Below are 21,454 nucleotides of genomic sequence, written 5' to 3'. Positions count from 1 at the left end.
CGCTGGTCTGCGGCATACCGTCGGTATGTCCCGACACGGCCAACATACCATGAGTACGTACCGACGGTATGTCCTATCGTTGTGAGAATGCCGATGATGCGGTCCAGGCGCTCGGACTACTCCGAGTCCACCAAGCAGGCGCTGGTCGATTGCGCCACCGACCTGTTCACCCGCAACGGGTACGCCAGCACCTCGCTGGACGCGATCGTCAAGCGCGCGAGGGTCACCAAAGGCGCGCTGTACCACCACTTCAGCGGCAAGCAGGCGTTGTTCGAGGCGGCCTTCAACCAGGTCGAGACCCGCACGATGACCCAGCTGAAAAAGGCCATCGACAGCGAGGCCTCGCCATGGGAACGCGCGCTCAAAGGCGTGCAGGAGTACATCAACGTCTGCCTGGACCCCACCTACCAGCGGCTTGTCATCCGCGAGGCGCCGGTGGTGATGGGCATCGAACGCTGGCGTGAGGCCGAGGAGCACTTCAGTTTCGGGATCGTGCGCAGCGTGCTGGAACAGCTGATCGCGGCCGGTGAGCTGGGCGACATCCCGATCGAGGTCACCGCGCGGATGATGTTCGCCTCGCTGTCGGCGGGCGCCACCATCATCGCCGAGGCCAGTGACCCCAAAAAGGCAGGCGCCGAGGTTTTCACGGCCCTGATCCACATGATCGAAGGGATAAGGCGCGACCGCTGAGTTAGCGTTGAGCGGTGGAACTACGGATCTTCACCGAACCGCAGCAGGGTGCGACCTACCACGACCTGCTCAAGGTGGCCAGGGCGGCCGAGGACGCCGGGTACGACGGGTTCTTCCGATCGGACCACTACCTCGCGATGGGCCACAACGTCGGGGGCGGTTCCGCCGACGGGCTGCCAGGCCCGACCGACGCGTGGACCACCCTCGCCGGCCTGGCGGTCCAGACCAGCCGGGTCCGGCTCGGCACGCTGATGACCGCGGCGACGTTCCGGCAGCCCGGCCCGCTCGCCGTCACCGTGGCCCAGGTCGACCAGATGTCCGGCGGCCGCGTCGAATTCGGCCTCGGCAGCGGTTGGTTCGCCGACGAGCACACCGCGTACGGCATCCCCTTCCCGGCGCTGGGCGACAGATTCGACATCTACACCGAGCAACTGGAAGTCCTGACCGGACTCTGGACGACCCCGCTCGGCGAGAGATTCTCCTACGAGGGCAAGCACTATCAGCTCACCGACTCACCCGCGTTGCCCAAACCCGCGCAGCGGCCCCGGCCGCCGGTGATCATCGGTGGCGTGGGCGCCAAGCGAACCCCGGCATTGGCCGCCCGGTTCGCCGACGAGTTCAATCTGCCCTTTGTGGACGCTGAAACCACGGCCACCCAGTTCGAGCGGGTGGACGCCGCCTGCCGGGCGATCGGCCGCGACCCGGCGGGCATGATCCGGTCCACCGCGCAGACCACGTGCGTCGGCTGGGACGACGCTCAAGTCGCCCGCCGCGCCGGGAACATCCGTCGCGACGTGGACGACTTGAAACAGAACGGTTTCGCCGGCACCCCCGCCGAAGTCGTCGACCAGATCGGCCGCTGGCGTGAGCGGACCGGCATCAGCCGGATCTACCTGCAGATCATGGACCTGCACGATCTCGACCACCTCGAGCTCATCGCAGCCGAGATCGCTCCACAGCTTTGACAGAAAAAGACTCTGCCGTGCGGGGAAAGGCCCCGCACGGCAGAGTTTTGTCTGTCAGCAGCTGCGTTTGTAGGTGACGGCGAGGTAGTCGCTGGTTGCCGGGTTCCACTTGTTCCCAGCCACCACACCGGTGTCGGTGAAGCCGCCGAGAGCGTTGACCGACGTGCCCTTGATGGAGTCCTTCAGTACGCCGCTGCGGTAGAAGTTGATATCCCCGGCGACATTGCCGACGACCGTGCCCCGCGAATCGATGAACCATTCCCGTGCCGAGGCGTCGATCCGGACCGGCTGGGCGTGCCCGCTCAGATCCCACACCAGGGTCGCGAAGTCACCCGCGCCGTTGTCGAAGGTCTGACCCACCACGCGGCCGTTGCGCAACGCGGTGGGCTGGGCGCTGCCGTTGGGTGTGGGGCGTGGGCAGTTTGACCGACGTTCCGTCCGGCGACCACACCTTGCCGTCGGTCCGGCCGGTGGTGTACGCCCAGACCAGAACCCTGCCCTGGTCGTCGATGTCCTCAGGCGAGGCGGAGGAGTACTCCGCGCCGACGTCGAGCACCTTGACCGTGCCCGGAGCGGACGCGGGCCAGAGCACAGCCTGCTGCCCGGTCGGACCGCCGTCGGCCACGCCGACGATATCGCCTGCGTTGTTGATGGCAGAAATGGACAGTTACTGCAGGGCGAAGGTGACACCCGGAGTGCTCGGCTGCCGGGTGCGCGGCAGCCAGTGGTCGGCCACCGGCAGCGTGCCTTCCAACGCCTCGAGCACGAGCTCCTTGGCGTGCGGCAGGACCTCGGCGACAGTCACGTCACGGCCGAGTTCCCAGGTCAGCGAGGTGACACCGGCGTCACGGATGCCACAGGGGACGATCCGGTCGAACGCCGACAGGTCCGCGTTGCAGTTGATCTCGAAGCCGTGCATGGTCACGCCACGCTGGACGCGGATGCCGATCGCGGCGATCTTGCGCTCGGGGCCGCGGTCGTCGGCGGGCAGCCAGACGCCGCTGCGGCCTTCGACGCGGCCGGTCTGCAGGCCGAGCCGGGCACAGACGGCTATCAGGGCCTCTTCGAGCCTGCGGACGTAGTGCACGACATCGATAGGGTCGGCCAGCTGAACGATCGGATAGCCGACCAGTTGGCCCGGGCCGTGCCAGGTGATCTTCCCGCCGCGATCCACGTCGATGACCGGTGTGCCGTCGTCCGGGCGCTCGTCGGGCTGGGTGCGTTTGCCTGCGGTGTAGACCGAGGGGTGCTCGAGCAGCAGGAGCGTGTCGCCGCCGGTGCCCGCGGACCGGGCTTCGGCCAGCTCGCGCTGTAGTTCCCAGGCGGCCAGGTAGTCGATGGTGCCGATCTCACGCGTGTCCACGGGTTGCGTGGCGGCACGGCAGGATGTCTCGATCACTCTCAAACCCTACGCTCTCTCACCGGCAACAGTCGCAGCGCGGCCGCGACGACCAACCCGACCCCGGTCACACCGAGCGTGCCACCGAGCACATCCGTGACCCAATGCACGTCCAGCAACACCCGGAATGTGGCTGACAGCACCACAAGAACGACTGCGATCACGGTCACCCGTCGCAACAATCGCCCCGCCAGCCACGCACACAGCACAACGCTGGTGAATGCCACGCTTGCCACCGAGACCACGTGCCCGCTCGGATAGCTGAAGTCCGAATAGGCCCGTGGCCGGTCCCGTTCGAACACCGTCTTGAACAACGACACCGCCCGGCACGCGGCGAGCAGCACAATGCTGCGCAGGAACACGTTGACCAGCCACGCGTCGTCCCAGGCCCGGATCGTGGCGATCACCAGCACGAAGAACATCACTATCGGCAGTACCGGTCCGAGGATGTCGGTCAGGACCGATACGACGTCACCCGGCCCGGTCCGCCAGAACCCGTGCAGCGCGTTGGAAACCGCGGTGTCGATGAACCAGGCCGAGTCGTGGACGAGGTAACCGAGCAGCAGGAACAGGCCGAGCAGCGCAAAACCCCATGCGCTGACCCGGATCAACGTTTCGCCACCGAGCCAAGTGCCTCGTCCACGGTGTTGTACGTGAACTTGAAACCGCTGTCCTGCAAGGCTTTCGGGATGACGTGCTGGCTGGCAAGGGCGCCTTCGTCGGCCAGTTCGCCCAGCGCGAGGCGCAGCGCGAACTTCGGTGCCACCCACGGCGCAGGCCGGCCGAGCGCCGCAGAGAACGCACGCGTGAACTCGGCGTTGGTGACCGGGTTCGGCGCGGTCACGTTCACCGGGCCTTTCACAGACTCGGTTTCGAGGATGTGCAGCACCGCGTTGATGTGGTCGGTGTGGTGGATCCACGGCATGTACTGGCGACCGTCACCGAGCCGTCCGCCCAGCATGAACGTGAACAGCAGCCGCAGCGGGCCGAGCAGCCCGCCTTGCTTGCTCAGCACCAGACCGGTCCGCAGCATCGCCACCCGGGCACCGGAGTCGGCGGCGGGTTTGGTGGCGGCTTCCCACTCCTGGCACATTTTCGACAGGAAACCCTGGCCCGCCGGGGTGGTCTCGTCGACCACGCGGCCACCCGTGTCGCCGTAGTAGCCGACGGCGGAAGCGTTGATCAGCAACGGGATGTCGTGCTCGGCGATGGCTGTGGCCAGGACCTCGGTCGGCTCGATCCGGCTGTCGGCGATCACCTGCTTGCGGGCGTTGCTCAGCCGGTTGAGCGTGATCGCCGCCCCACACAGGTTGATCACCGCGTGCGCGCCGTCCAGGGCGCCGTCCGCGATCTTGCCTGCCGGGGGATCCCAGGTGCGCTCGTCGGGCGCGGAGGACTCCCGGCGCACCAGCCGGACCACCTCGTGATCCGCGCGCCGCAGGGCCGACACGAGCTCGGTACCGATCATGCCTGAGGACCCTGCGATGACTACGCGCATACCCCGATCCTAGTGACCGCCCAGTCACCAGACGCAGTTGTGCCCCCAAAGTGGCTTTCGGAGCACTGAATGCTCCGAAAGCCACTTTGGGGGCAAAAAAACCGCTACAGGCCGAGTTCGGCCTCGAAGTTGCCTTCCTGCAGGCGGCGCTTGATGGTCGTGAGGAAACGACCGGCGTCGGCGCCGTCCACCAGGCGGTGGTCGTACGTCAGGGCCAGATAGACCATCGAGCGGATGGCGATGGTGTCGTCACCGTTCTCGTCGGTGATCACCACGGGCCGCTTCACGATCGAGCCGACGCCCAGGATTCCGACCTGCGGCTGCAGGATGATCGGGGTGTCCGACAGCGCGCCGACACTGCCCAGGTTGGTCAGCGAGAACGTGCCGCCGGCCAGCTCGTCGGGCTTGATCTTGTTGGTCCGCGCCCGGGCCGCCAGGTCGGCGATCTTGTGCGCGAGACCCGTCAGGTTCAGGTCGCCCGCGTCCGCGATCACGGCGTTGAGCAGGCCGCGCTCGGTGTCGATCGCGATCCCGAGGTGCTCGGCGCCGTGGTAGGTGACCTCCTTGGCCTCCTCGTTGATCGACGCGTTGAGCTTCGGGTGCTGCTTGAGCGCCTCGACCGTGGCCTTGGCGAAGAACGGCAGGAACGTCAGCTTGACGCCTTCGCGCTGCTCGAACGAGTTCTTCGCCTTCGCCCGCAGCCGGGCGATCTTGGTGACGTCGACCTCGAACAGCTGGGTCAGCTGAGCGGAGACCTGCAGCGACTCCCGGGTGCGCTGCGCCACGATCTGACGCAGCCGGGGCAGCTTCTCGGTCTTGCCCCGCAGCGCGGCGGCCTCGGCCGACGGCGCCGGAGCGGCTGCGGCCGGTGCTGCCGCGGGAGCCGGGGCTGGGGCCGGCTTCTTGGCGGCCTCGACCGCCGCGAGCACGTCCTGCTTGCGGATCCGGCCACCGACACCGGTGCCCGTCACCTTGGCCAGGTCGATGCCGTTCTCCGAGGCCAGCTTGCGTACCAACGGCGTGACGTACGGGGCGTCGCCGCTGTTGTTGGTGGCCTGTGGCGCAGGGGCCGGTTCGGGCTTCGGCTCAGGCTTGGGCGCCGGGGCCTGGGCGACCGGCTCTGGCTTCGGCTCGGGTTTGGGTTCCGGCTTCGGCTCGGGCTTCGGTGCGGGGGCGGGTGCCTGCTGGGCGGGCGCGGCGTCGGCCGAGCCGATCACCGCGAGCTGGCCGCCGACGTCCACAGTGGCGTCTTCGGCCGCGGTGATCTCCAGCAGGGTGCCCGCGACCGGGGACGGGATCTCGGTGTCGACCTTGTCGGTGGACACCTCCAGCAGCGGCTCGTCGACGGCGACCGAGTCGCCGACCTGCTTGAGCCACCGGGTCACGGTGCCCTCGGTGACGCTTTCGCCGAGCTCCGGCATGGTGACCGGGGTCCCGGACGCGCTGCCGCCGCCGGAGGACGCCTGCGGGGCAGGCGCCGCCTCGGGTTCCGGCTCCGGTTCGGGCTCGGGCGCCGGGGCGGGCGCGGCTGCCTCAGGCTGGGCCGCGGCACCGTTGTCGCCGGAGCCGTCACCGATCACCGCGAGTTCCGCGCCGATCTCGACGGTCTCGTCCTCCTGGGCGACGATGCGCTCGAGCACACCGGCGGCCGGGGAGGGGATCTCGGTGTCGACCTTGTCGGTGGAGACTTCCAGCAAGGGCTCGTCGACTTCGACGGTGTCGCCGACCTGCTTCAGCCACCGGGTGACCGTTCCCTCGGTGACACTCTCGCCGAGGGCCGGCATCTGGACGGAGAAGGCCATGGTTTCGCTTACTCCTCGTGCTGTCGAGCTTGGCTGACCTGTGCCCGTGCGTCAGCCGTGCACGTGCAGGGGCTTGCCGGCAAGGGCGAGGAAGGCCTCGCCGATGGCTTCGGTCTGCGTTGGGTGTGCGTGAATCAGCGGGGCGACGTCCTCGGGGTACGCCTCCCAGCCGTAGATCAGCTGCGCCTCGCCGATGAGCTCCCCGACGCGCTCGCCGACCAGGGTCATGCCGACCACGGGGCCGTCCGGTGCCTTGATCACCTTGACGCCCCCGGAAGTCTTGAGGATCTTGCTCTTGCCGTTGCCGGCCAGGTCGTAGACCAGGGTCTCGACCGAACCGTAGCGCTGTTTGGCGGCGGCCTCGGTCAGGCCCACCGAGGCGACCTCGGGCTTGCAGTACGTGACCCGCGGGATGCCGGCCTCGTCGATGACCTTCGGGTTCTGCCCGGCGATCTGCTCGGCCACGAAGATGCCCTGCTGGAAGCCGCGGTGCGCGAGCTGCAGGCCCGGCACGATGTCGCCGACGGCGTAGACGTTGGGCAGGTTGGTGCGCAGCCTGTCGTCGGTGAGCACGAAACCGCGGTCCATGTTCACGCCGGCCTCTTCGTAGCCCATCGCGGCGGTGTTCGGCCCACGGCCCACAGCCACCAGCAGCAGATCGGCCTCGAACTGCTCGCCGGACTCAAGCGAGACGGTGACGGCGTCGCCGGTCTGGGTGGCGCCGGTGAACCGGACACCGGTCTTGAACTTGATGCCACGCTTGCGGAAGGCGCGCTCCAGCTGCTTGGACGCGTACTCGTCCTCCAGCGGGACCAGCCGCGGCAGCGCCTCGACGATGGTGACCTCGGCGCCGAACGAACGCCACACGCTGGCGAACTCGACCCCGATCACGCCGCCGCCGAGAACGACGACCCGCTCGGGCACGTAGTCGAGGTTCAGAGCCTGGTCGGAGGTGATGATCCGGCCGCCGATGTCCAGGCCGGGCAGGCTCTTGGCGTACGACCCGCTGGCGAGAACAACGTTCTTGCCGGTGTAGCGCGTGCCGTTGACGTCGACCGCGTTGGGCGCGACGAACGTGCCGGTGCCCTCGACCATCTGAACCTTGTTCAGCTTGGCCAGGCCCTGCAGGCCCTTGTACAGCTGGGAGATCACTCCGTCCTTGTACGAGTTCACGCCGTTGATATCGATGCCTTCGAGCGAGCTCTTGACCCCGAACTGGTCACCTTCACGCACGTTGTCGGCGATCTCGGCGGCGTGCAGCAGAGCCTTGGTCGGGATGCAACCACGGTGCAGGCACGTTCCGCCGAGCTTGTCCTTCTCCACCACGATCACCGAAAGGCCGAGCTCGGCAGCGCGAAACGCGCAGGCATAACCGCCCGACCCGCCACCCAGGATCACCAGGTCTGCGGAGGTGTCACTCACAAGGTCTCCTCGACAGCTTCGTCTCTTTCGGACCAGCCCAGTACGCCCCACCGGTCCGACCACACGCCATCTTGTCACTTCATCGGGCAGGCTTGCGAACTGGCCAGGTGTGTCGGCCGGCTCTCAGCCGTGTGAAGGAGAATGTCCGGTATACGGCAGCTAGGGAGGTTGTCCAGGTGGGGATTTTCGACAAACTGCGCCGCAAGCCGAAAGCAGGCGTGACAAGGACCGCGAGCTCGAAAGACACCGACCATCTCGCGGCATGGGCACGAGACAGGCGCGGCGTCGAGGCCTACGTGGAGCCACGCACCAATGTGACACACACGACTGTGGTCCTCGTCGCCTTCGACGGCGAATGGACCCGCAGGCGAATCGACAACGAAGAAGCGGCCAAGAACCTGGGCCGCAAACTCAAGATCCCAGTCTACGACGCAGGCATCGTCGGCTACCCCCAGCGCATGCGCGAATACACCCGCCGAAAAGCCGAGGAAGAAAAACGCCGCAACAGCTAGCAGGCCGGGCCGCGAAGGAACGCCGGTTGCCGAGCTTGAAGGTCTGGCGTGCCCAAAGCTCACTCAGTCGCGACACCCAACAGGGAAACCCGGCAGAAACCAGCACTCACCTGAGCGCCTAGCCGCGAGCAACACCCAAGCCTTACGCCACCCAGGTGATCCCGGTGCGAACGGCCCACTCACACCGGTTCACCCCGCAAAAACCCCAGCTCAACCCCCATCCCCGATAGACTGGACCAGGGACGCCCCCCCCGGGATGGGCGGGGGACTGTCTACCCAAGGACGGGGCGAAAAAGCCTGGTCGGGCTGGGGTTTGAGGTTGAGGGTTGGGGCGATCGCCGCCGCCGGGGAGGGCGGGGGTCAGCCGTTCTCGGCGATGTCGGCGAGGACGGCGGCGATGGTGCGGACGGGGACGCCGGTGCCGCCGTGCGGGGTGTAGCCCCAGGGGCCTGCGTTGTTGAAGGAGGGGCCGGCGATGTCGATGTGGGCCCAGGGGAGGTTGTCGGGGACGAATTCCTTGAGGAACTGGGCTGCCGCGAGCATGCCGCCCCAGCGGTGGCCGGTGACGTTGGAGAGGTCGGCCAGGCGGGAGTCCAGGTCGGAGCGGAGTTCGTCCGGCAGGGGCATGGCCCAGGCGTTCTCGCCGACGGCTTGGCCGATGCGGGTGACGCGGTCGCGGAATTCGTCGGTGCCCATGACGCCTGCGGTGCGGCGGCCCAGGGCGACCAGTTGGGCGCCGGTCAGGGTTGCTGTGTCGATGAGGTAGTCGGGGGCGTCTTCGGCGGCGCGGACCATGGCGTCGGCCAGAACGAGACGGCCTTCGGCGTCGGTGTTGAGGACCTCGACGGTTTTGCCGCCGTACATCGGCAGGACGTCGCCTGGGCGGTAGCTGGAGCCGGAGGGCATGTTCTCGGCCAGCGGCACGGTGGCGATGACTTCGAGGGGGAACTTCAGTTTCGCGGCCAGGACGACCGCCGCGACCACTGCCGCCGCGCCGGACATGTCGGAGGTCATCTCGTCCATGTTGGCCGCGGGCTTCAGGGAGATGCCGCCGGTGTCGAAGGTGATGCCCTTGCCGACCAGGGCGATCTTCTTGGTCGCCTTCGGTCCTTTGTAGGTCATGCGCACGAGCCGGGGCAGCCGGGACGAGCCGCCGCCGACGCCGAGGATGCCGCCGAAGCCGCCCTTGCGCAGCGCTTTCTCGTCGAGGATCTCCACCTCGAGTCCGGCGGCCTTGCCCAGTGCGGCCGCGCGGTCGGCGAACGAGGCCGGGTAGAGGTCGTTGGGCGGGGTGTTGATCAGGTCACGGGCGGTGGCCACGGCCTCCGCGATCGCGGTCGCCGCCTTCAGGGTCGCCTTGTTCTCTTTGGAGCTCTCGGCGGCGAAGTCCACACGGGCCACCGGGCTGTCGCCGTTTTCCGACTTGTACTGGGTGAACGCGTACGCGCCCAGGGCTGTGCCCTCGATGGCGGCGTGCAGGTCCACTGCGGACAGGTGGTTGTACGCACGCTTGACGCCGGTCAACGTCCGGGCGGCGGCGCCGCTGGCACGCCGGACCTGCTCGGGGCCGGGGTCCTTGCCCAGGCCGACGGCGACCACGAGGCCTGCCTTCAGTTTGCCGAGCGTCGGTACTTTGACGACCTCGTCGGCCTTGCCGGTGGCACCGAGCGTGCTCAGGATCTCCACGAGCTGTCCGTCGAACGCGGCGTCCACGGTCTCACTGCCCGGTGCGAGGGAGAAGGTTCCGCCCGTCCGCTGCACTGTCCCGATCACCACGACGTCTGCCGTGGCCTCGGTGACAGCGATGTCGGACAGAGCGAGTTTGGGGGCGGTCACTGGCTACTCCTCGTCGGGCGGTTGATAGTGACGCATGCTAACGACATTGCGGATGTCCCGGACCCGTCAGGGGCAGGACGCAACGGGGTGAACCAACTGACGAGCTGTTGGTTCCGGGCGATCGGTCTGACAGTGTGTCCGGGTGAAACAAGCCGTCCCCCACCGGCTGCAGGTCGCCGCCGGAGTCGTACCGGGACTGTCGGCGATGCTGGGGGCCGGCCTGCTCACCGGGCTCGCGCCCGCGGCCGGGGCGGCCGGGCGCTGGCTGCTGGCCGGGATCGTGATCGGCTTCTCCATCGCGTTGTGCAGCGGGTTCTCCACCGGGGACCAGTCCCGGCGGTATGCCGGGGTGGGTGGGGGATATCTCTACACGCGCCATCAGCTCGGGGTTCTTCCGGGCCGGATGGCCGGCAGTGCCGCGCTCGTCGGCCGGATCTGTGCGGGCGCCGCCGTCGCGGGCACGTTCGGTGTGTACGTCCTGCCCGAGCATCCGGTGTACGCGGCGATCGGCGTGAGCCTGGCGGCGACGGCACTCGACGCAGTCGGCTTCCGGCCACCACGTGGACTGGTCATCGGCGTCGTCGTGACCGTGGTTCTCACGCTCACGTTGTACGTCGCGGTGTGTTTCTCGATCGCTCCGCCTGATCCGGTGCCACTGCCCGCGGATGTGGCCGGTTCGGACAACGTGGGCGGACTGTTGCCGGCGGCCGGGCTGATGTTCTTCGGGTTCCTCGGCTTCGAACATGTCACGTCGTCGACCGACCGCACGTACTCGGTCCGCCAGATGCACATCGCGGTGCCGGTGCTCATGATCGTCACGCTGGTGGCCGGGCTCGCGGTCGCCGGCGCCACGCTCCACCAGCTCGGCGGGCCCAGGATGGCCGTGTCGCCCGCGCCGTTGCGGGACGCGCTCGCGGCGGCGGACGGGCAGTTCTTCCAGCCGTTGATCTCCGGGGTCGCGGGCATCGCCACGATGTTCGGGCTGCTGCTGGCGGTCGCCTCGATCCGGCGCACGCTCAGCGCGATGGCCGAGTTCTCCGATGTGCCGCCGTCGTTGTCGATCGTCGGGCCGCGCGGTGTCTCCGCGCCCGCGGCCGTGCTCAGCGGGGTGGCGATCGCCGCGGCTGCCGCGTTGCTCAACCCGCCGCAGGCCATCGGGGTCGCGGCGTGCCTGTTGCTCTTCTACTACGCGTTCACGAACGCCTCTGCCCGGCTGCTCACGCCGGCGGATCGGACGTGGCCGCGCCGGGCGGCCTGTTTCGGGCTGGGCCTCTCGGTGCTCGTCGGAATGAACATGTCGGTGAAATACCTGGTCGTCGTGGTGCTCGTGATGACGGCCGGGTGCGTTTCCGGAGCCATCATTTCCAGGTACGCCAGAAAGTAGTCGCGGTTTTTCCCAGGAGGGGTCATGGGCGCACGCGAGTTGTTGCTGCTCGGTCACATCATGTTCGCTGTGATCTGGATCGGCAGCCATATCGGAATGCTGTGGCTGGGTGCCCGCGCCAGCCGGGAAGGGCCGGCCAGAATGGTGCAGTACGTGGCCGACTCCATTTGGCTGGGCGGCGGGCTGCAGGCCGTCTCCGGGGTTCTGGTGCTGTTGTTCGGCGGTGCCCTCGTCGTGGTCGACGGTTTCGGGTTCGGTGATCTGTGGATCCTGCTCGGGCTGATCGGGTTCGTGGTGCTGCTCGTGATGGGGGCCGGGTACATGACGCCGCAGTCGCGTCAGATCATCGCCCTGGCCGAGCAGAAGGGCGCGGATGCCGCCGAGGTGCGGACCAAGATCCAGGCCGTGCGGCGGGTGGCCATCCTGCAGGCGGTCTTGATGATCGCGATCGTGCTGGACATGATCGCCAAACCGGGAATGTGACCGTGATGCGTGAACTGCTGCTGCTCGGTCACATTGTTTTCGCGATAATCTGGATCGGCAGCCATATTCTGCTGATCGCACTCGGTCGCCGGGCCAGTAAAGGCGGTCCGGTGAAAATGGTGGAATTCATCGGCGACTCGCGATGGCTGGCCACCAGATTACAAGGTCCCGCCGCGTTCCTGGTGCTGTTCTGCGGCGTCCTTCTTGTCGTCGAGGACGGCTTCGGGTTCACCGATTTGTGGATCGCGCTCGCACTGCTCGGTTTCGCCACTCTCCTGGTGGTGACCGCGACATATCTGCTGCCGGAGTACAAACAGATCATCCAGCTCGCCGAAAGCTACGGCGCCGACGCGCCGGACGCGCAGGCCAAGATCCGAAAGGTCGTCCAAGTGATGCGAATCGATTCCGTGGTGATGATCGCCATCGTGCTGGACATGATCATCAAGCCGGGCCTGTAACGTTCGCGACCGTGACTGACCTGCTACGTGGGCCCCTGCACGATCTGCACGCGAGCCTCGACGCGACTTTCGCCCCCTTCGGGGGCTGGGAGATGCCGATCCAGTACAAGACCGGAGTGGTCGCCGAGCACACGGCGGTCCGTACGGGGACCGGCGTTTTCGACGTCTCGCACCTGGGCAAGGTCCGGGTGACCGGCCCGGGCGCGGCCGAGTTCGTCAACCGCTGCCTGACCAACGACCTGGGCCGGATCGAGCCGGGCAAGGCGCAGTACACGTTGTGCTGCACCGAATCCGGCGGCACGGTCGACGACATCATCGTCTACCTCGTCGGCCCCGAGGACGTCTTCCTGGTGCCCAACGCGGCCAACACCGCCGAGGTGGCGCGCAGGCTGATCGAGGCCGCGCCTGCGGGGATCTCGGTGACCGACGAACACCGGGACCACGCCGTTCTGGCGGTCCAGGGCCCGGGGTCAGCGTCGCTTTTGGACGGTCTGGGCCTGCCGACCGAGCTGGACTACATGGCCTACCGGGACGCGTCCTGGCGCGGCATCGACGTCCGCGTCTGCCGCACCGGATACACCGGCGAACACGGGTACGAGCTGATCCCGAGCTGGGCGGACGCCCCCGTGGTGTGGTCGGCCCTGCTGGAGGCCGGTGCCACGCCGTGCGGGCTGGGCGCGCGGGACACGTTGCGCACCGAAATGGGCTATCCGCTGCACGGGCACGAGCTGTCGCTGGAGATCAGCCCGGTGCAGGCCGGGTCCGCGTGGGCGGTCGGCTGGTCGAAGGACGAGTTCTGGGGCCGGGACGCGCTGGTGGCCGAGCGCGGCCGGCCGGTCCGGCGGCTGCGCTGCCTGAAGGCGCTGGAGCGTGGCGTTCCGCGGCCGGACATGGCCGTGCTGGACGCGGACGGCAAGCAGATCGGGCTGACCACGTCCGGCACGTTCTCCCCGACCCTGAAGACCGGGATCGCGCTGGCGCTGATCGACACGGCGGCCGGGGTCGAGCCGGGCGCCGAGGTGGTGCTGGACGTACGCGGCCGCAAGTTGCGCTGCGAGGTCGTCAAGGCGCCGTTCGTGGAGACCCACGTTCGCTAGGACTTGCGGGGGTCTGGGGGTCGTCCCCCGGAAGATACGACGGACGACCCGGCGAGGTTGCAAGGCAACCGAGCAGGGTCGTCCTGAGGACGTGATGCCCCGGCGTGCCGGGGCATCCCTCACATGCTTGCCAGCGCGGCGATGAACAGAATCACCGTGATGACGATGGTGAGTACGAACGGGCCGCCCTCGACGTCCCGCGGGAAGAACTTCTTGTTGTGCTTCTTGCGCCACCACACCGCCCACCACAGCGAGCCCGCCGCCGCGAGGACCACGCCGAACCAGGTCAGCCACAGGAACCCCACCAGGAACATCAGCCCCGCACCGAACGGGATCAGCGCGCCGAGCGTCGCCACCCGGAAGTCCGAGCCCGGACCGGCTGTGACCGCGTTCTGCTTGCTATTCGCCACGAGCCCCATCCTAGGCGCCGGCACGCCGGTCCCGGCGCTGATCGGCCCGGAAAAGCCCTTCCGGGCAGGCTGTACCCGAAAGTAGGACGTCCGATCCTCGGGATGGCGATTTTCTCGGACGCGAACGACGACTACCGTGCAGCCATGACGTCCACGCTGTCTTTCACCCAGTCCTCCAGCCCGTCCCCGGCGACCCCGGAGCGGCTCGCGGAGGTATTGGCGAATCCTGGCTTCGGACAGCACTTCACCGACCACATGGTGACGATCCGTTGGAGCCACGACCAGGGCTGGCACTCCGCCGCTCTGGAGCCGTACCACGCGCTCACGCTCGACCCGGCAGCGACCGTGCTGCACTACGGTCAGGCGATCTTCGAAGGCCTCAAGGCCTACCGGCACCCGGATGGGTCCATTGTGGCCTTCCGGCCGGAGGCGAACGCGGAACGGTTCCAGAACTCGGCCCGCCGGATGGCGATGCCGCAGCTGCCGACAGAGCTGTTCATCGAGTCGCTGCACCAGCTGGTCGGGGTCGACAGCAGGTGGGTGCCCGGCCGTGAGGAAGCGTCGCTTTACCTGCGGCCGTTCATGATCTCCGACGAGTCCACGCTCGGCGTGAACCGGCCGGCCAACCACTACCTGTACGCGTTGATCGCCTCGCCGGCCGGGCCGTACTTCGCCAACGGAGTGAAGCCCGTCAAGGTCTGGCTGAGCACTGACTACGTGCGCGCGGCGCCCGGTGGTACCGGTGCTGCCAAGTGCGCGGGCAACTACGCGGCGTCCTTCGTTGCCCAGGCGCAGGCCGTGGCCGAGGGCTGTGACCAGGTCGTCTGGCTGGACGCGGTGGAGCGGCGCTGGGTGGAGGAGGTCGGCGCGATGAACCTGTTCTTCGTGTTCGGCAACCGGCTGGTGACCCCGGAGCTGTCCGGCGCGCTGCTGCCCGGCATCACCCGCGACAGCCTGCTGACCCTGGCCCGCGACCTCGGGTACACAGTGGAGGAACGCCGGATCTCTACCGACGAGTGGGAGAAGAAGGCCGAGTCGGGTGAGCTGACCGAGGTCTTCGGCTGTGGCACCGCGGCGGTCATCACCCCGGTCGGTTCGGTCAAGAGCAGCGCGGGCGAGTTCACCATCGCGGGCGGCGTGCCCGGCGAGGTGACCATGAAGCTGCGTCAGGCCCTCAACGACCTGCAGCGCGGCGCCGCCCCCGACACGCACTCCTGGTTGCACCGGTTGGCCTGATCCCTGGCTGGGCAAGCCCTCGTCATGATGGTGGCGGGGGCTTGCCCGGGCTTTCAGGCAGAGTGCAGGCTCATCGGGCCGTAGACCTCGGCCTCGCCGTGCAGCAGGGTGACCTGGTCGACACCGGCCGCCAGCAGGTCCGCCCAGGTCTCCCGTAGCCAGTCCTCGGCCTCGGTCTGTCCGGTGAACAACGTCTCGTCACCAGGGATGTCGCGTCCTTGCGCGTCCTGACAGCGCCATCGATAGTCCACATCGACCCCTTGGAGCGGTAACTTTGCCCCGAGGCTATGTCACCCGGCGACGTGAGGGACATGTGACGCGCAGGACATTGGTGCTGGGCGGTGCCCGGTCTGGCAAGTCGGCACACGCCGAAGGACTGCTGCCGGCCGACGAGGAAGTCATGTACGTGGCCACCGGCCGCCGCGACCCGACCGATCCAGAGTGGACGGCCCGGATCGATGCGCACATAGCGCGTCGTCCGCACACGTGGCGCACGGTCGAAGCGTCGCGTGAGCTGGCCGACGTGGTGCGCGCGGCCAAGGGCGCGACGCTCGTCGACGACGTGGCAACGTGGCTCACCGGAGTCATGGACGCCGCGGGTGCGTGGGAAGGCGCAGGGCTCGATTTAGTCCGCCGGGAAGGCGCGATGCTCGTCGAGGCCGTAGCCGCGACGGAGGCCCGTGTCGTGCTTGTGTCGTCCGAAGTCGGCCTGGGCGTCGTGCCCCACACGCGCTCTGGCAGGCTCTTCCGCGACGAGCTCGGCGCCCTCAACGCCGCGTTGGCGCAACGCTGCGACGAGGTCCTTCTGCTCGTAGCCGGTATTCCGATGCGGTTGCGTTAGATCTTCGGAGGTTCTGGGGTGTTCCCCTACGTTTCCCCACCTGACGAGTCGGCCAAGCGGGACGCACTGGCCCGGCAGGACCAGCTGACCAAGCCGTCCGGAGCACTCGGCCGGCTCGAGGACCTCGGCGTGTGGGTGGCCTCATGCCAGGGCGTGTGCCCGCCGAAGCCGTTCACCCGGCCCCGGGTGGTGATCTTCGCGGGGGACCACGGAGTCGCGGCCAACGGCGTGTCGGCGTACCCCTCCGAGGTCACCGCGCAGATGGTGGCCAACTTCCTGGCCGGTGGCGCGGCGGTGAACGTGCTCGCGGCGACCGCGGGCGCGACCGTGCGTGTGGTCGACATGTCGGTGGCGGGCGAGCTCTCCGCGCCGGAGCAGGTCACCGAGTTCAAGGTCCGGCAGAGCTCCGGCTCGATCGACCGCGAGGACGCGCTGACCGAGGACGAGCTGAAGGCCGCGGTCGAAGCCGGCAAAACCATCGCCGACCAGGAGGTCGACGGCGGCGCGGACGTCCTGATCGCCGGCGACATGGGCATCGGCAACACCACTCCGGCGGCGGTGCTCGTGGCCGCGCTGACCGGCGCGGAGCCGGTCGCCGTCGTCGGCCGTGGCACCGGAATCGACGACAGGACCTGGATGCGCAAGACAGCCGCGATCCGGGACGCGCTGCGTCGCGCCCGCCAGGTCAGCGCCGACCCACTCGCATTGCTGCGGACGTCCGCCGGTGCCGACATCGCCGCCATGGCAGCGTTTCTGGCACAGGCAGCGGTTCGTAAGACGCCGGTCATCCTGGACGGGGTCGTATCCACGGCGGCTGCCCTGGTGGCCGAGGAACTCGCGCCGGGCGCCCGGCTGTGGTGGGTCGCCGGGCACCAGTCGACCGAGCCGTCCCACAAACTGGCGCTGGAGCAGCTGGGGCTGGAGCCGATGCTGGACATGAAGATGCGCCTGGGCGAGGGCTCCGGCGCGGTGGCCGCGTTGCCGCTGCTGGCGATGGCGACCCGCGTGCTGGCCGAGATGGCGACCTTCCAGGACGCCGGGATCTCCGGACCGGAGTAATGCGCCTCGCCCTCTCCTGGCTGACAGTGCTGCCGATCGGCTCAGGCCAGGTCGACCGGCGAACCGCGAGCAACGCGATAGCCCTCGCCCCACTGGTCGGCCTGCTCCTGGGCCTGGCGGCCGCAGGACTGTTACAGGGAGCCCACGGCCTGCTCGGCGGCTTCCTGTGCGTCGGCCTCATGGCGCTGGCAACCCGCGGCATGCACCTCGACGGCCTCGCCGACACAGCCGACGGCCTGGGCTGTTACGGCCCGCCCGAGCGAGCTCTGGCCGTGATGAAGGATGGCGGTGTCGGGGCTTTCGCTGTGGTGGCGTTGATCGTTGTGCTTGGGCTGCAAGCGGTTTCGATCGGGTCTGTCCATTGGGGAGCGGTCGTTCTCGCGTTTGTCGTGGGGCGTGCGGCTTTCTCGTGGTGCTGCCGTAGCGGCGTTCCTGCGGCGCGCCCTGACGGACTCGGCGCTTTGGTGGCCAGCACGCAGCCTGTGTACGTGCCCGCCGGCTGGTTCTTCTTCCTGGTCTTCGCCGCAGTCCCGGTGGTGCCCGGCAAACTCTGGGCGGGCCCCGTCTCGGTGATCGTTGCCGCCGTGGTGCTGATGCTCTTCACGTGGCACATCCGGCGCAGGCTGGGCGGGGTGACGGGCGACGTGCTGGGCGCCGCCTGTGAGCTCACCACCACCGTTGTCCTCGTGGTCTGTGCCATGGCCGGCTAGGAGAACCTCCGTAGGCTTGAAGCCCACGTTCGTCGTACCTGATTGCGGCTATTCCAGTAGTTAGCCCCGCAAAGGACCTTCGGGCTAGGTTGTGCGCATGGAGTTTCGGAGACTTGGCCGCAGTGGGCTGTCGGTCAGTGAGATCTCGTACGGCAACTGGATCACGCATGGATCCCAGGTCGAGGAGGATCAGGCGCATGCCTGTGTCCGGGCGGCGCTGGATGCCGGGATCACGACGTTCGACACGGCCGATGTGTATGCCAACACCAGGGCCGAGGAGGTGCTCGGCCGGGCGCTGGCCGGGCAGCGGCGGGAGAGCCTGGAGATCCTGACCAAGGTCTACTGGCCGACCGGGCCGGGCGGCCCCAACGACCGGGGCCTTGGGCGTAAGCACATCCTTGAGTCCGCGCATGGGTCGCTCAGGCGGCTGCAGACCGACTACATCGACGTCTACCAGGCGCACCGGTTCGACCGCACTGTCCCGCTCGAGGAGACGATGCTGGCGTTCGCCGACCTCGTCCGGCAGGGCAAGGTGCTCTACATCGGGGTCTCCGAGTGGACGGGTGAGCAGATCACCCGGGGTGCGGCGCTGGCCCGTGAGCTGAACGTGCCGTTCATCTCCAACCAGCCGCAGTACTCCATGCTGTGGCGGGTCATCGAGTCGCAGGTTGTGCCCGCGTCCGAGCGGGAGGGCATCAGCCAGGTCGTGTTCTCGCCGATCGCGCAGGGTGTGCTGACCGGCAAGTACCTGCCTGGGCAGCCGGTTCCGGCCGGGTCGCGGGCGACCGACGAGTCGGGCAAGAACTTCGTGCAGCGCTGGTTGCGTGACGACGTGCTCGAGCGGGTACAGCAGCTCAAGCCGATCGCCGATGAGGCTGGGCTCAGCCTGGCGCAGCTCGCGGTCGCGTGGGTGCTGCAGAACAAGAACGTCGCCTCGGCGATCATCGGCGCCTCCCGGCCCGAGCAGGTCACCGAGAACGTCAAGGCGTCCGGCAAGGTCCTTGAGTCCGACCTGCTCGACAAGATCGACGCCGTGCTCGACGACGCGGTCATCACCGACCCGCGGCTGACGCACACGCCGTGAACGCCAAAGGGGCGCCTCGCGGGAGGCGCCCCTTTGGGGAAAACCACTAGTTCGGGATCGGATCCCCGGGCCGCAGGCGCGGCTTGGGCACGCGCAGCTTGCGGATCTGGCTGCCGCGCACGAACGCGTACCAGCCGATCGACGCGCCCTTGATGGTCTCCTTCGGGAACTTCTCGCGCGCCAGCTTCGCCACCCGGCGGCCGTTGAGGAACCCTTCGAAGATCATCATCAACAGCATCGCCAGGCACAGCAGCGTGGCGTAGTTCTGCACCAGCGGGTTCGGGATCAGCAGGGCCACGAACACCACGATCGCCAGCGGCATGAACAGGCCGAGCAGGTTGCGGCGCGAGTCCACCAGGTCCCGTACGTACGCCTTGACCGGTCCACGGTCACGCGGCATCAAGTACTTGTCGTCGCCGGCCATCATGCGCTCACGGCGCTCCCTGGCCGCCTCGCGACGATCTTCCTTCGACCCGCGCGTGGCACGGGCCCGCTTCATCGCCTCACGCGTGGTTTTCGGCGCGGGTGCGACCGGACCGCGCCTGCGGGCCTCGGCCTCACGCCGCTTCGGCGTCGGTTTCCCTTTGCCGGCAGTGAAAGCCTTGTGCGTGGGCTCCTCGACGTCCGCTGGCGTCTCCTCGACGGCGGCGTCGTTGTTCTCGGCTGAGTTGCGGCGAAGGAACCTCACTTCTATAGGTTATGGCAAGCCCTGATCGGGTGGTTCGCCGGATACGCTGCGATCCGTGCGCGTACTGATCGCTCCTGATTGTTTCGGCGGCACGCTGACCGCCCCTGAGGCCGCGCAGGCGATGGCCGACGGGTGGCACGCGTCCGCGCCCGGCGACGAGCTGGTGCTACGGCCGCTCACCGACGGTGGACCAGGTTTCGTAGACGTGCTGCACACCGTGCTCGGCGGCACCTTGCACACCATGGAGGTAACCGGCCCTCTCGGCGCGCCCGTGACGGCCACATGGCTCGAGCACGACGGCACTGCCTACGTCGAATCGGCGCAGGCGAACGGCCTGCATCTGGTACCGAAAGCCGACCGCCGCCCGCTGGACGCCACCACGCGTGGCGTCGGCGAGCTGATGGTCGCCGCGCGCGACGCAGGCGTTGACAGGATCGTTGTCGGTCTCGGCGGGTCCGCCACGACCGACGGCGGCAAAGGCATGCTGGAGGTCACGGCGGGCGACTGGCCCAAGCTGATCGCGGCGACCGACGTGGAAAACCCCCTGCTCGGGCCGCACGGCGCGGCTCACACGTTCGGACCGCAGAAGGGTGCGTCCCCGCAGGACGTGCAAGAGCTGGAACGCCGGCTGGAGGCGTTCTCCGCTGACAAGAACGTGGAGCTGAGAGACGAACCGGGAGCAGGCGCGGCGGGCGGTCTGGGATACGGACTGTTCCTGCTCGGCGCCACGCGGGTGTCCGGCGCCGGTCTGGTGCGGGACCTGACAGGGCTGGACAAGGCCATGGCCGACGCCCAGCTCGTGCTCACCGGTGAGGGAAGCTTCGACTGGCAGTCGCTGCGCGGCAAACTTGTGACGTCCGTCGCATCTGCCGCGGCCGAACGCGGCCTGCCTTGTCTCGTTCTGGCCGGTCAGGTCAGCGTGGGCCGCCGGGAAGCGGCCGCGGCGGGCATCGAGGCTGCGTTCGCCGTGGTCGAGCACGCCGGATCGGTCGAGGCGGCGTTCGCCGACCCTGCCGGCACGCTGGCCGAGCTCGCGCGCTCGGTGGCGTCCCAGTGGTCGGCGTGACAGTTGGCCGCCCCGGCATATGTGTCAACATGGAATAAGACAAGACGGCAGTGTGTTCGCACGGCTGTAGTCGGATCTTCAAGGGAGTGCCATGACGACCGCGCAGGAGAACACGACCGAAGCGGCGACCACGCACGGTGTGACGCTGACCGAGACTGCCGCGAGCAAGGCCAAGGCGCTGCTCGAGCAGGAGGGCCGCGACGACATGCACCTGCGGATCGCCGTCCAGCCTGGTGGCTGCGCCGGTCTGCGGTACCAGCTGTTCTTCGACGAGCGCTCGCTCGACGGTGACCTCTACCGGGACTTCGGTGGCCTGAAGGTGGCCGTGGACCGGATGAGCGCGCCGTACGTGGAGAACGCGGTTATCGACTTCGTGGACACGATCGAGAAGCAGGGTTTCACGATCGACAACCCGAACGCCACGGGCTCGTGTGCCTGCGGGGACTCGTTCCACTGAGCTGAGCCACAACGCAGGAAGGGCCGCCCAGCCGGGCGGCCCTTTTTCGTGGTCGCTGCTGATCAGACGTATTCGTCGAGATCCGCCACCTGGGCCTGAAGGCCTTCGGTGACCTCCCAGGCCGGCGCGAGCCTGGGCAGCGGGGCGTGCGGCGAGCTCTCACGCACGGATTGCGGGATGTGGGCGCAGTCGGCGATCAGCTCGTCGATCGAATCGGCCTCGGTGATGTGCACTCGCGTCACGTTATTGAGCGACGTTTGAGGTGCATAGGGGTACCAACCGGTAGTGTGCTGAGGCAGCCGCTGAAACCACCCGGATGGGTGGCGGTGCTGGCTGCCCGACTTGTTGTCCCGCGAG

Annotated in this window: 26 protein-coding genes; 14 read left to right on the top strand and 12 right to left on the bottom strand. The window is 68.2% G+C overall.

Going from position 1 to position 21,454, the window contains the following annotated elements; translation table 11 throughout:
• Positions 1–96 precede the first annotated feature (96 nt).
• Both JOF56_RS56925 and JOF56_RS56920 read left to right on the top strand, forming a co-directional pair.
• Positions 97–690, top strand: coding sequence for a TetR/AcrR family transcriptional regulator (locus tag JOF56_RS56925; protein ID WP_209649118.1), 594 nt, complete (start codon positions 97–99; stop codon positions 688–690).
• A 14-nt stretch (positions 691–704) separates the two neighbouring features.
• Positions 705–1,655, top strand: coding sequence for an LLM class F420-dependent oxidoreductase (locus JOF56_RS56920; RefSeq protein WP_209647804.1), 951 nt, complete (start codon positions 705–707; stop codon positions 1,653–1,655).
• Between the two features lie 54 nt (positions 1,656–1,709).
• On the opposite strand, the gene JOF56_RS56915 is transcribed toward JOF56_RS56920, so the two are convergent.
• The 7 genes from JOF56_RS56915 to lpdA all read right to left on the bottom strand — a co-directional run bounded on the left by JOF56_RS56915 (position 1,710) and on the right by lpdA (position 7,776).
• Positions 1,710–2,015 carry a hypothetical protein gene (locus tag JOF56_RS56915; protein WP_209647803.1) on the bottom strand — a complete coding sequence of 102 codons (306 nt, stop codon included), beginning with the start codon at positions 2,013–2,015 and terminating at the stop codon, positions 1,710–1,712.
• Positions 1,984–2,280, bottom strand: a complete 297-nt coding sequence (locus JOF56_RS56910; RefSeq protein WP_209647802.1) for a hypothetical protein — start codon at positions 2,278–2,280, stop codon at positions 1,984–1,986. Before JOF56_RS56910 ends, JOF56_RS56915 begins: the two co-directional genes overlap by 32 nt.
• 42 nt (positions 2,281–2,322) lie before the next feature.
• Entirely contained in the window at positions 2,323–3,054 is a 732-nt protein-coding gene (gene lipB, locus JOF56_RS56905; RefSeq protein ID WP_372448355.1) for a lipoyl(octanoyl) transferase LipB, read from the bottom strand.
• A gap of 2 nt (positions 3,055–3,056) precedes the next feature.
• Entirely contained in the window at positions 3,057–3,665 is a 609-nt protein-coding gene (locus JOF56_RS56900; RefSeq protein ID WP_245378829.1) for a phosphatase PAP2 family protein, read from the bottom strand.
• Positions 3,662–4,552 carry a TIGR01777 family oxidoreductase gene (locus JOF56_RS56895; protein WP_209647800.1) on the bottom strand — a complete coding sequence of 297 codons (891 nt, stop codon included), beginning with the start codon at positions 4,550–4,552 and terminating at the stop codon, positions 3,662–3,664. The genes JOF56_RS56900 and JOF56_RS56895 overlap by 4 nt, the downstream gene beginning before the upstream one ends.
• Positions 4,553–4,656: 104 nt before the next feature.
• Complete coding sequence (gene sucB / locus JOF56_RS56890; protein ID WP_209647799.1) at positions 4,657–6,354, bottom strand: 2-oxoglutarate dehydrogenase, E2 component, dihydrolipoamide succinyltransferase; 1,698 nt, start codon at positions 6,352–6,354, stop codon at positions 4,657–4,659.
• A gap of 51 nt (positions 6,355–6,405) precedes the next feature.
• Complete coding sequence (lpdA, locus tag JOF56_RS56885) at positions 6,406–7,776, bottom strand: dihydrolipoyl dehydrogenase (RefSeq protein WP_209647798.1); 1,371 nt, start codon at positions 7,774–7,776, stop codon at positions 6,406–6,408.
• A gap of 176 nt (positions 7,777–7,952) precedes the next feature.
• On the opposite strand from lpdA, the gene JOF56_RS56880 reads away from it, so the two are divergent.
• Complete coding sequence (locus JOF56_RS56880) at positions 7,953–8,288, top strand: oxidoreductase (RefSeq protein WP_209647797.1); 336 nt, start codon at positions 7,953–7,955, stop codon at positions 8,286–8,288.
• Positions 8,289–8,648: 360 nt separating this feature from the next.
• On the opposite strand, the gene JOF56_RS56875 is transcribed toward JOF56_RS56880, so the two are convergent.
• Positions 8,649–10,124, bottom strand: a complete 1,476-nt coding sequence (locus JOF56_RS56875) for a leucyl aminopeptidase (RefSeq protein WP_209647796.1) — start codon at positions 10,122–10,124, stop codon at positions 8,649–8,651.
• Positions 10,125–10,266: 142 nt separating this feature from the next.
• Between JOF56_RS56875 and JOF56_RS56870 the strand changes: the two genes are divergently transcribed.
• From JOF56_RS56870 to gcvT, 4 genes are read left to right on the top strand one after another with little or no spacing between them, the layout of a single operon-like run.
• Positions 10,267–11,508 carry an APC family permease gene (locus tag JOF56_RS56870; protein WP_209647795.1) on the top strand — a complete coding sequence of 414 codons (1,242 nt, stop codon included), beginning with the start codon at positions 10,267–10,269 and terminating at the stop codon, positions 11,506–11,508.
• 24 nt (positions 11,509–11,532) lie between these two features.
• Entirely contained in the window at positions 11,533–11,991 is a 459-nt protein-coding gene (locus JOF56_RS56865) for a DUF2269 family protein (protein WP_209647794.1), read from the top strand.
• Positions 11,992–11,996: 5 nt separating this feature from the next.
• Positions 11,997–12,449: a DUF2269 family protein gene (locus tag JOF56_RS59350; RefSeq protein WP_245378828.1), complete on the top strand. Its 453-nt coding sequence runs from the start codon at positions 11,997–11,999 to the stop codon at positions 12,447–12,449.
• 11 nt (positions 12,450–12,460) lie between these two features.
• The gene (gcvT, locus tag JOF56_RS56860; RefSeq protein ID WP_307855753.1) at positions 12,461–13,546 is read left to right on the top strand and encodes a glycine cleavage system aminomethyltransferase GcvT; all 1,086 of its coding nucleotides are present in this window, start codon (positions 12,461–12,463) and stop codon (positions 13,544–13,546) included.
• A 119-nt stretch (positions 13,547–13,665) separates the two neighbouring features.
• On the opposite strand, the gene JOF56_RS56855 is transcribed toward gcvT, so the two are convergent.
• A complete protein-coding gene (locus JOF56_RS56855) occupies positions 13,666–13,956 on the bottom strand; it encodes a hypothetical protein (protein ID WP_209647792.1) in 291 nt (96 codons plus the stop codon).
• Between the two features lie 144 nt (positions 13,957–14,100).
• Between JOF56_RS56855 and JOF56_RS56850 the strand changes: the two genes are divergently transcribed.
• Positions 14,101–15,192, top strand: a complete 1,092-nt coding sequence (locus JOF56_RS56850) for a branched-chain amino acid aminotransferase (RefSeq protein ID WP_209647791.1) — start codon at positions 14,101–14,103, stop codon at positions 15,190–15,192.
• 53 nt (positions 15,193–15,245) lie between these two features.
• On the opposite strand, the gene JOF56_RS56845 is transcribed toward JOF56_RS56850, so the two are convergent.
• A complete protein-coding gene (locus tag JOF56_RS56845) occupies positions 15,246–15,443 on the bottom strand; it encodes a hypothetical protein (protein ID WP_209647790.1) in 198 nt (65 codons plus the stop codon).
• A gap of 62 nt (positions 15,444–15,505) precedes the next feature.
• Between JOF56_RS56845 and cobU the strand changes: the two genes are divergently transcribed.
• The 4 genes from cobU (at position 15,506) to JOF56_RS56825 (ending at position 18,886) form a co-directional block, all read left to right on the top strand.
• Positions 15,506–16,033 (top strand): bifunctional adenosylcobinamide kinase/adenosylcobinamide-phosphate guanylyltransferase, encoded by a 528-nt coding sequence (cobU, locus tag JOF56_RS56840; protein ID WP_209647789.1) that lies wholly within the window; start codon positions 15,506–15,508, stop codon positions 16,031–16,033.
• An 18-nt stretch (positions 16,034–16,051) separates the two neighbouring features.
• Complete coding sequence (gene cobT, locus JOF56_RS56835; protein ID WP_307855752.1) at positions 16,052–17,092, top strand: nicotinate-nucleotide--dimethylbenzimidazole phosphoribosyltransferase; 1,041 nt, start codon at positions 16,052–16,054, stop codon at positions 17,090–17,092.
• Entirely contained in the window at positions 17,092–17,802 is a 711-nt protein-coding gene (locus JOF56_RS56830; protein WP_209647788.1) for an adenosylcobinamide-GDP ribazoletransferase, read from the top strand. Before cobT ends, JOF56_RS56830 begins: the two co-directional genes overlap by 1 nt.
• 97 nt (positions 17,803–17,899) lie before the next feature.
• The gene (locus tag JOF56_RS56825; RefSeq protein WP_209647787.1) at positions 17,900–18,886 is read left to right on the top strand and encodes an aldo/keto reductase family protein; all 987 of its coding nucleotides are present in this window, start codon (positions 17,900–17,902) and stop codon (positions 18,884–18,886) included.
• A 46-nt stretch (positions 18,887–18,932) separates the two neighbouring features.
• On the opposite strand, the gene JOF56_RS56820 is transcribed toward JOF56_RS56825, so the two are convergent.
• Entirely contained in the window at positions 18,933–19,574 is a 642-nt protein-coding gene (locus JOF56_RS56820) for a DUF3043 domain-containing protein (protein WP_209647786.1), read from the bottom strand.
• Positions 19,575–19,629: 55 nt separating this feature from the next.
• Between JOF56_RS56820 and JOF56_RS56815 the strand changes: the two genes are divergently transcribed.
• A complete protein-coding gene (locus JOF56_RS56815) occupies positions 19,630–20,640 on the top strand; it encodes a glycerate kinase family protein (RefSeq protein WP_209647785.1) in 1,011 nt (336 codons plus the stop codon).
• 91 nt (positions 20,641–20,731) lie between these two features.
• Positions 20,732–21,097, top strand: coding sequence for a HesB/IscA family protein (locus tag JOF56_RS56810; RefSeq protein ID WP_209647784.1), 366 nt, complete (start codon positions 20,732–20,734; stop codon positions 21,095–21,097).
• 62 nt (positions 21,098–21,159) lie between these two features.
• Here JOF56_RS56810 and JOF56_RS56805 read toward each other — a convergent pair whose 3' ends face one another.
• Positions 21,160–21,330, bottom strand: a complete 171-nt coding sequence (locus JOF56_RS56805) for a hypothetical protein (protein WP_209647783.1) — start codon at positions 21,328–21,330, stop codon at positions 21,160–21,162.
• Positions 21,331–21,454: the final 124 nt, after the last annotated feature.

This window comes from Kibdelosporangium banguiense, assembly GCF_017876405.1.
In the GTDB taxonomy this organism is placed as follows: domain Bacteria; phylum Actinomycetota; class Actinomycetes; order Mycobacteriales; family Pseudonocardiaceae; genus Kibdelosporangium; species Kibdelosporangium banguiense.
This window is presented reverse-complemented; position numbering and strand designations above follow the sequence as displayed.

Coding starts and splice junctions, on each gene's coding strand:
- JOF56_RS56925 (WP_209649118.1), top strand. CDS start 97: ATGCGGTCCAGGCGCTCGGACTACTCCGAGTCCACCAAGCAGGCGCTG.
- JOF56_RS56895 (WP_209647800.1), bottom strand. CDS start 4,552: ATGCGCGTAGTCATCGCAGGGTCCTCAGGCATGATCGGTACCGAGCTC.
- sucB (WP_209647799.1), bottom strand. CDS start 6,354: ATGGCCTTCTCCGTCCAGATGCCGGCCCTCGGCGAGAGTGTCACCGAG.
- JOF56_RS56865 (WP_209647794.1), top strand. CDS start 11,533: ATGGGCGCACGCGAGTTGTTGCTGCTCGGTCACATCATGTTCGCTGTG.
- JOF56_RS59350 (WP_245378828.1), top strand. CDS start 11,997: ATGCGTGAACTGCTGCTGCTCGGTCACATTGTTTTCGCGATAATCTGG.
- JOF56_RS56850 (WP_209647791.1), top strand. CDS start 14,101: ATGACGTCCACGCTGTCTTTCACCCAGTCCTCCAGCCCGTCCCCGGCG.
- JOF56_RS56830 (WP_209647788.1), top strand. CDS start 17,092: ATGCGCCTCGCCCTCTCCTGGCTGACAGTGCTGCCGATCGGCTCAGGC.
- JOF56_RS56825 (WP_209647787.1), top strand. CDS start 17,900: ATGGAGTTTCGGAGACTTGGCCGCAGTGGGCTGTCGGTCAGTGAGATC.
- JOF56_RS56810 (WP_209647784.1), top strand. CDS start 20,732: ATGACGACCGCGCAGGAGAACACGACCGAAGCGGCGACCACGCACGGT.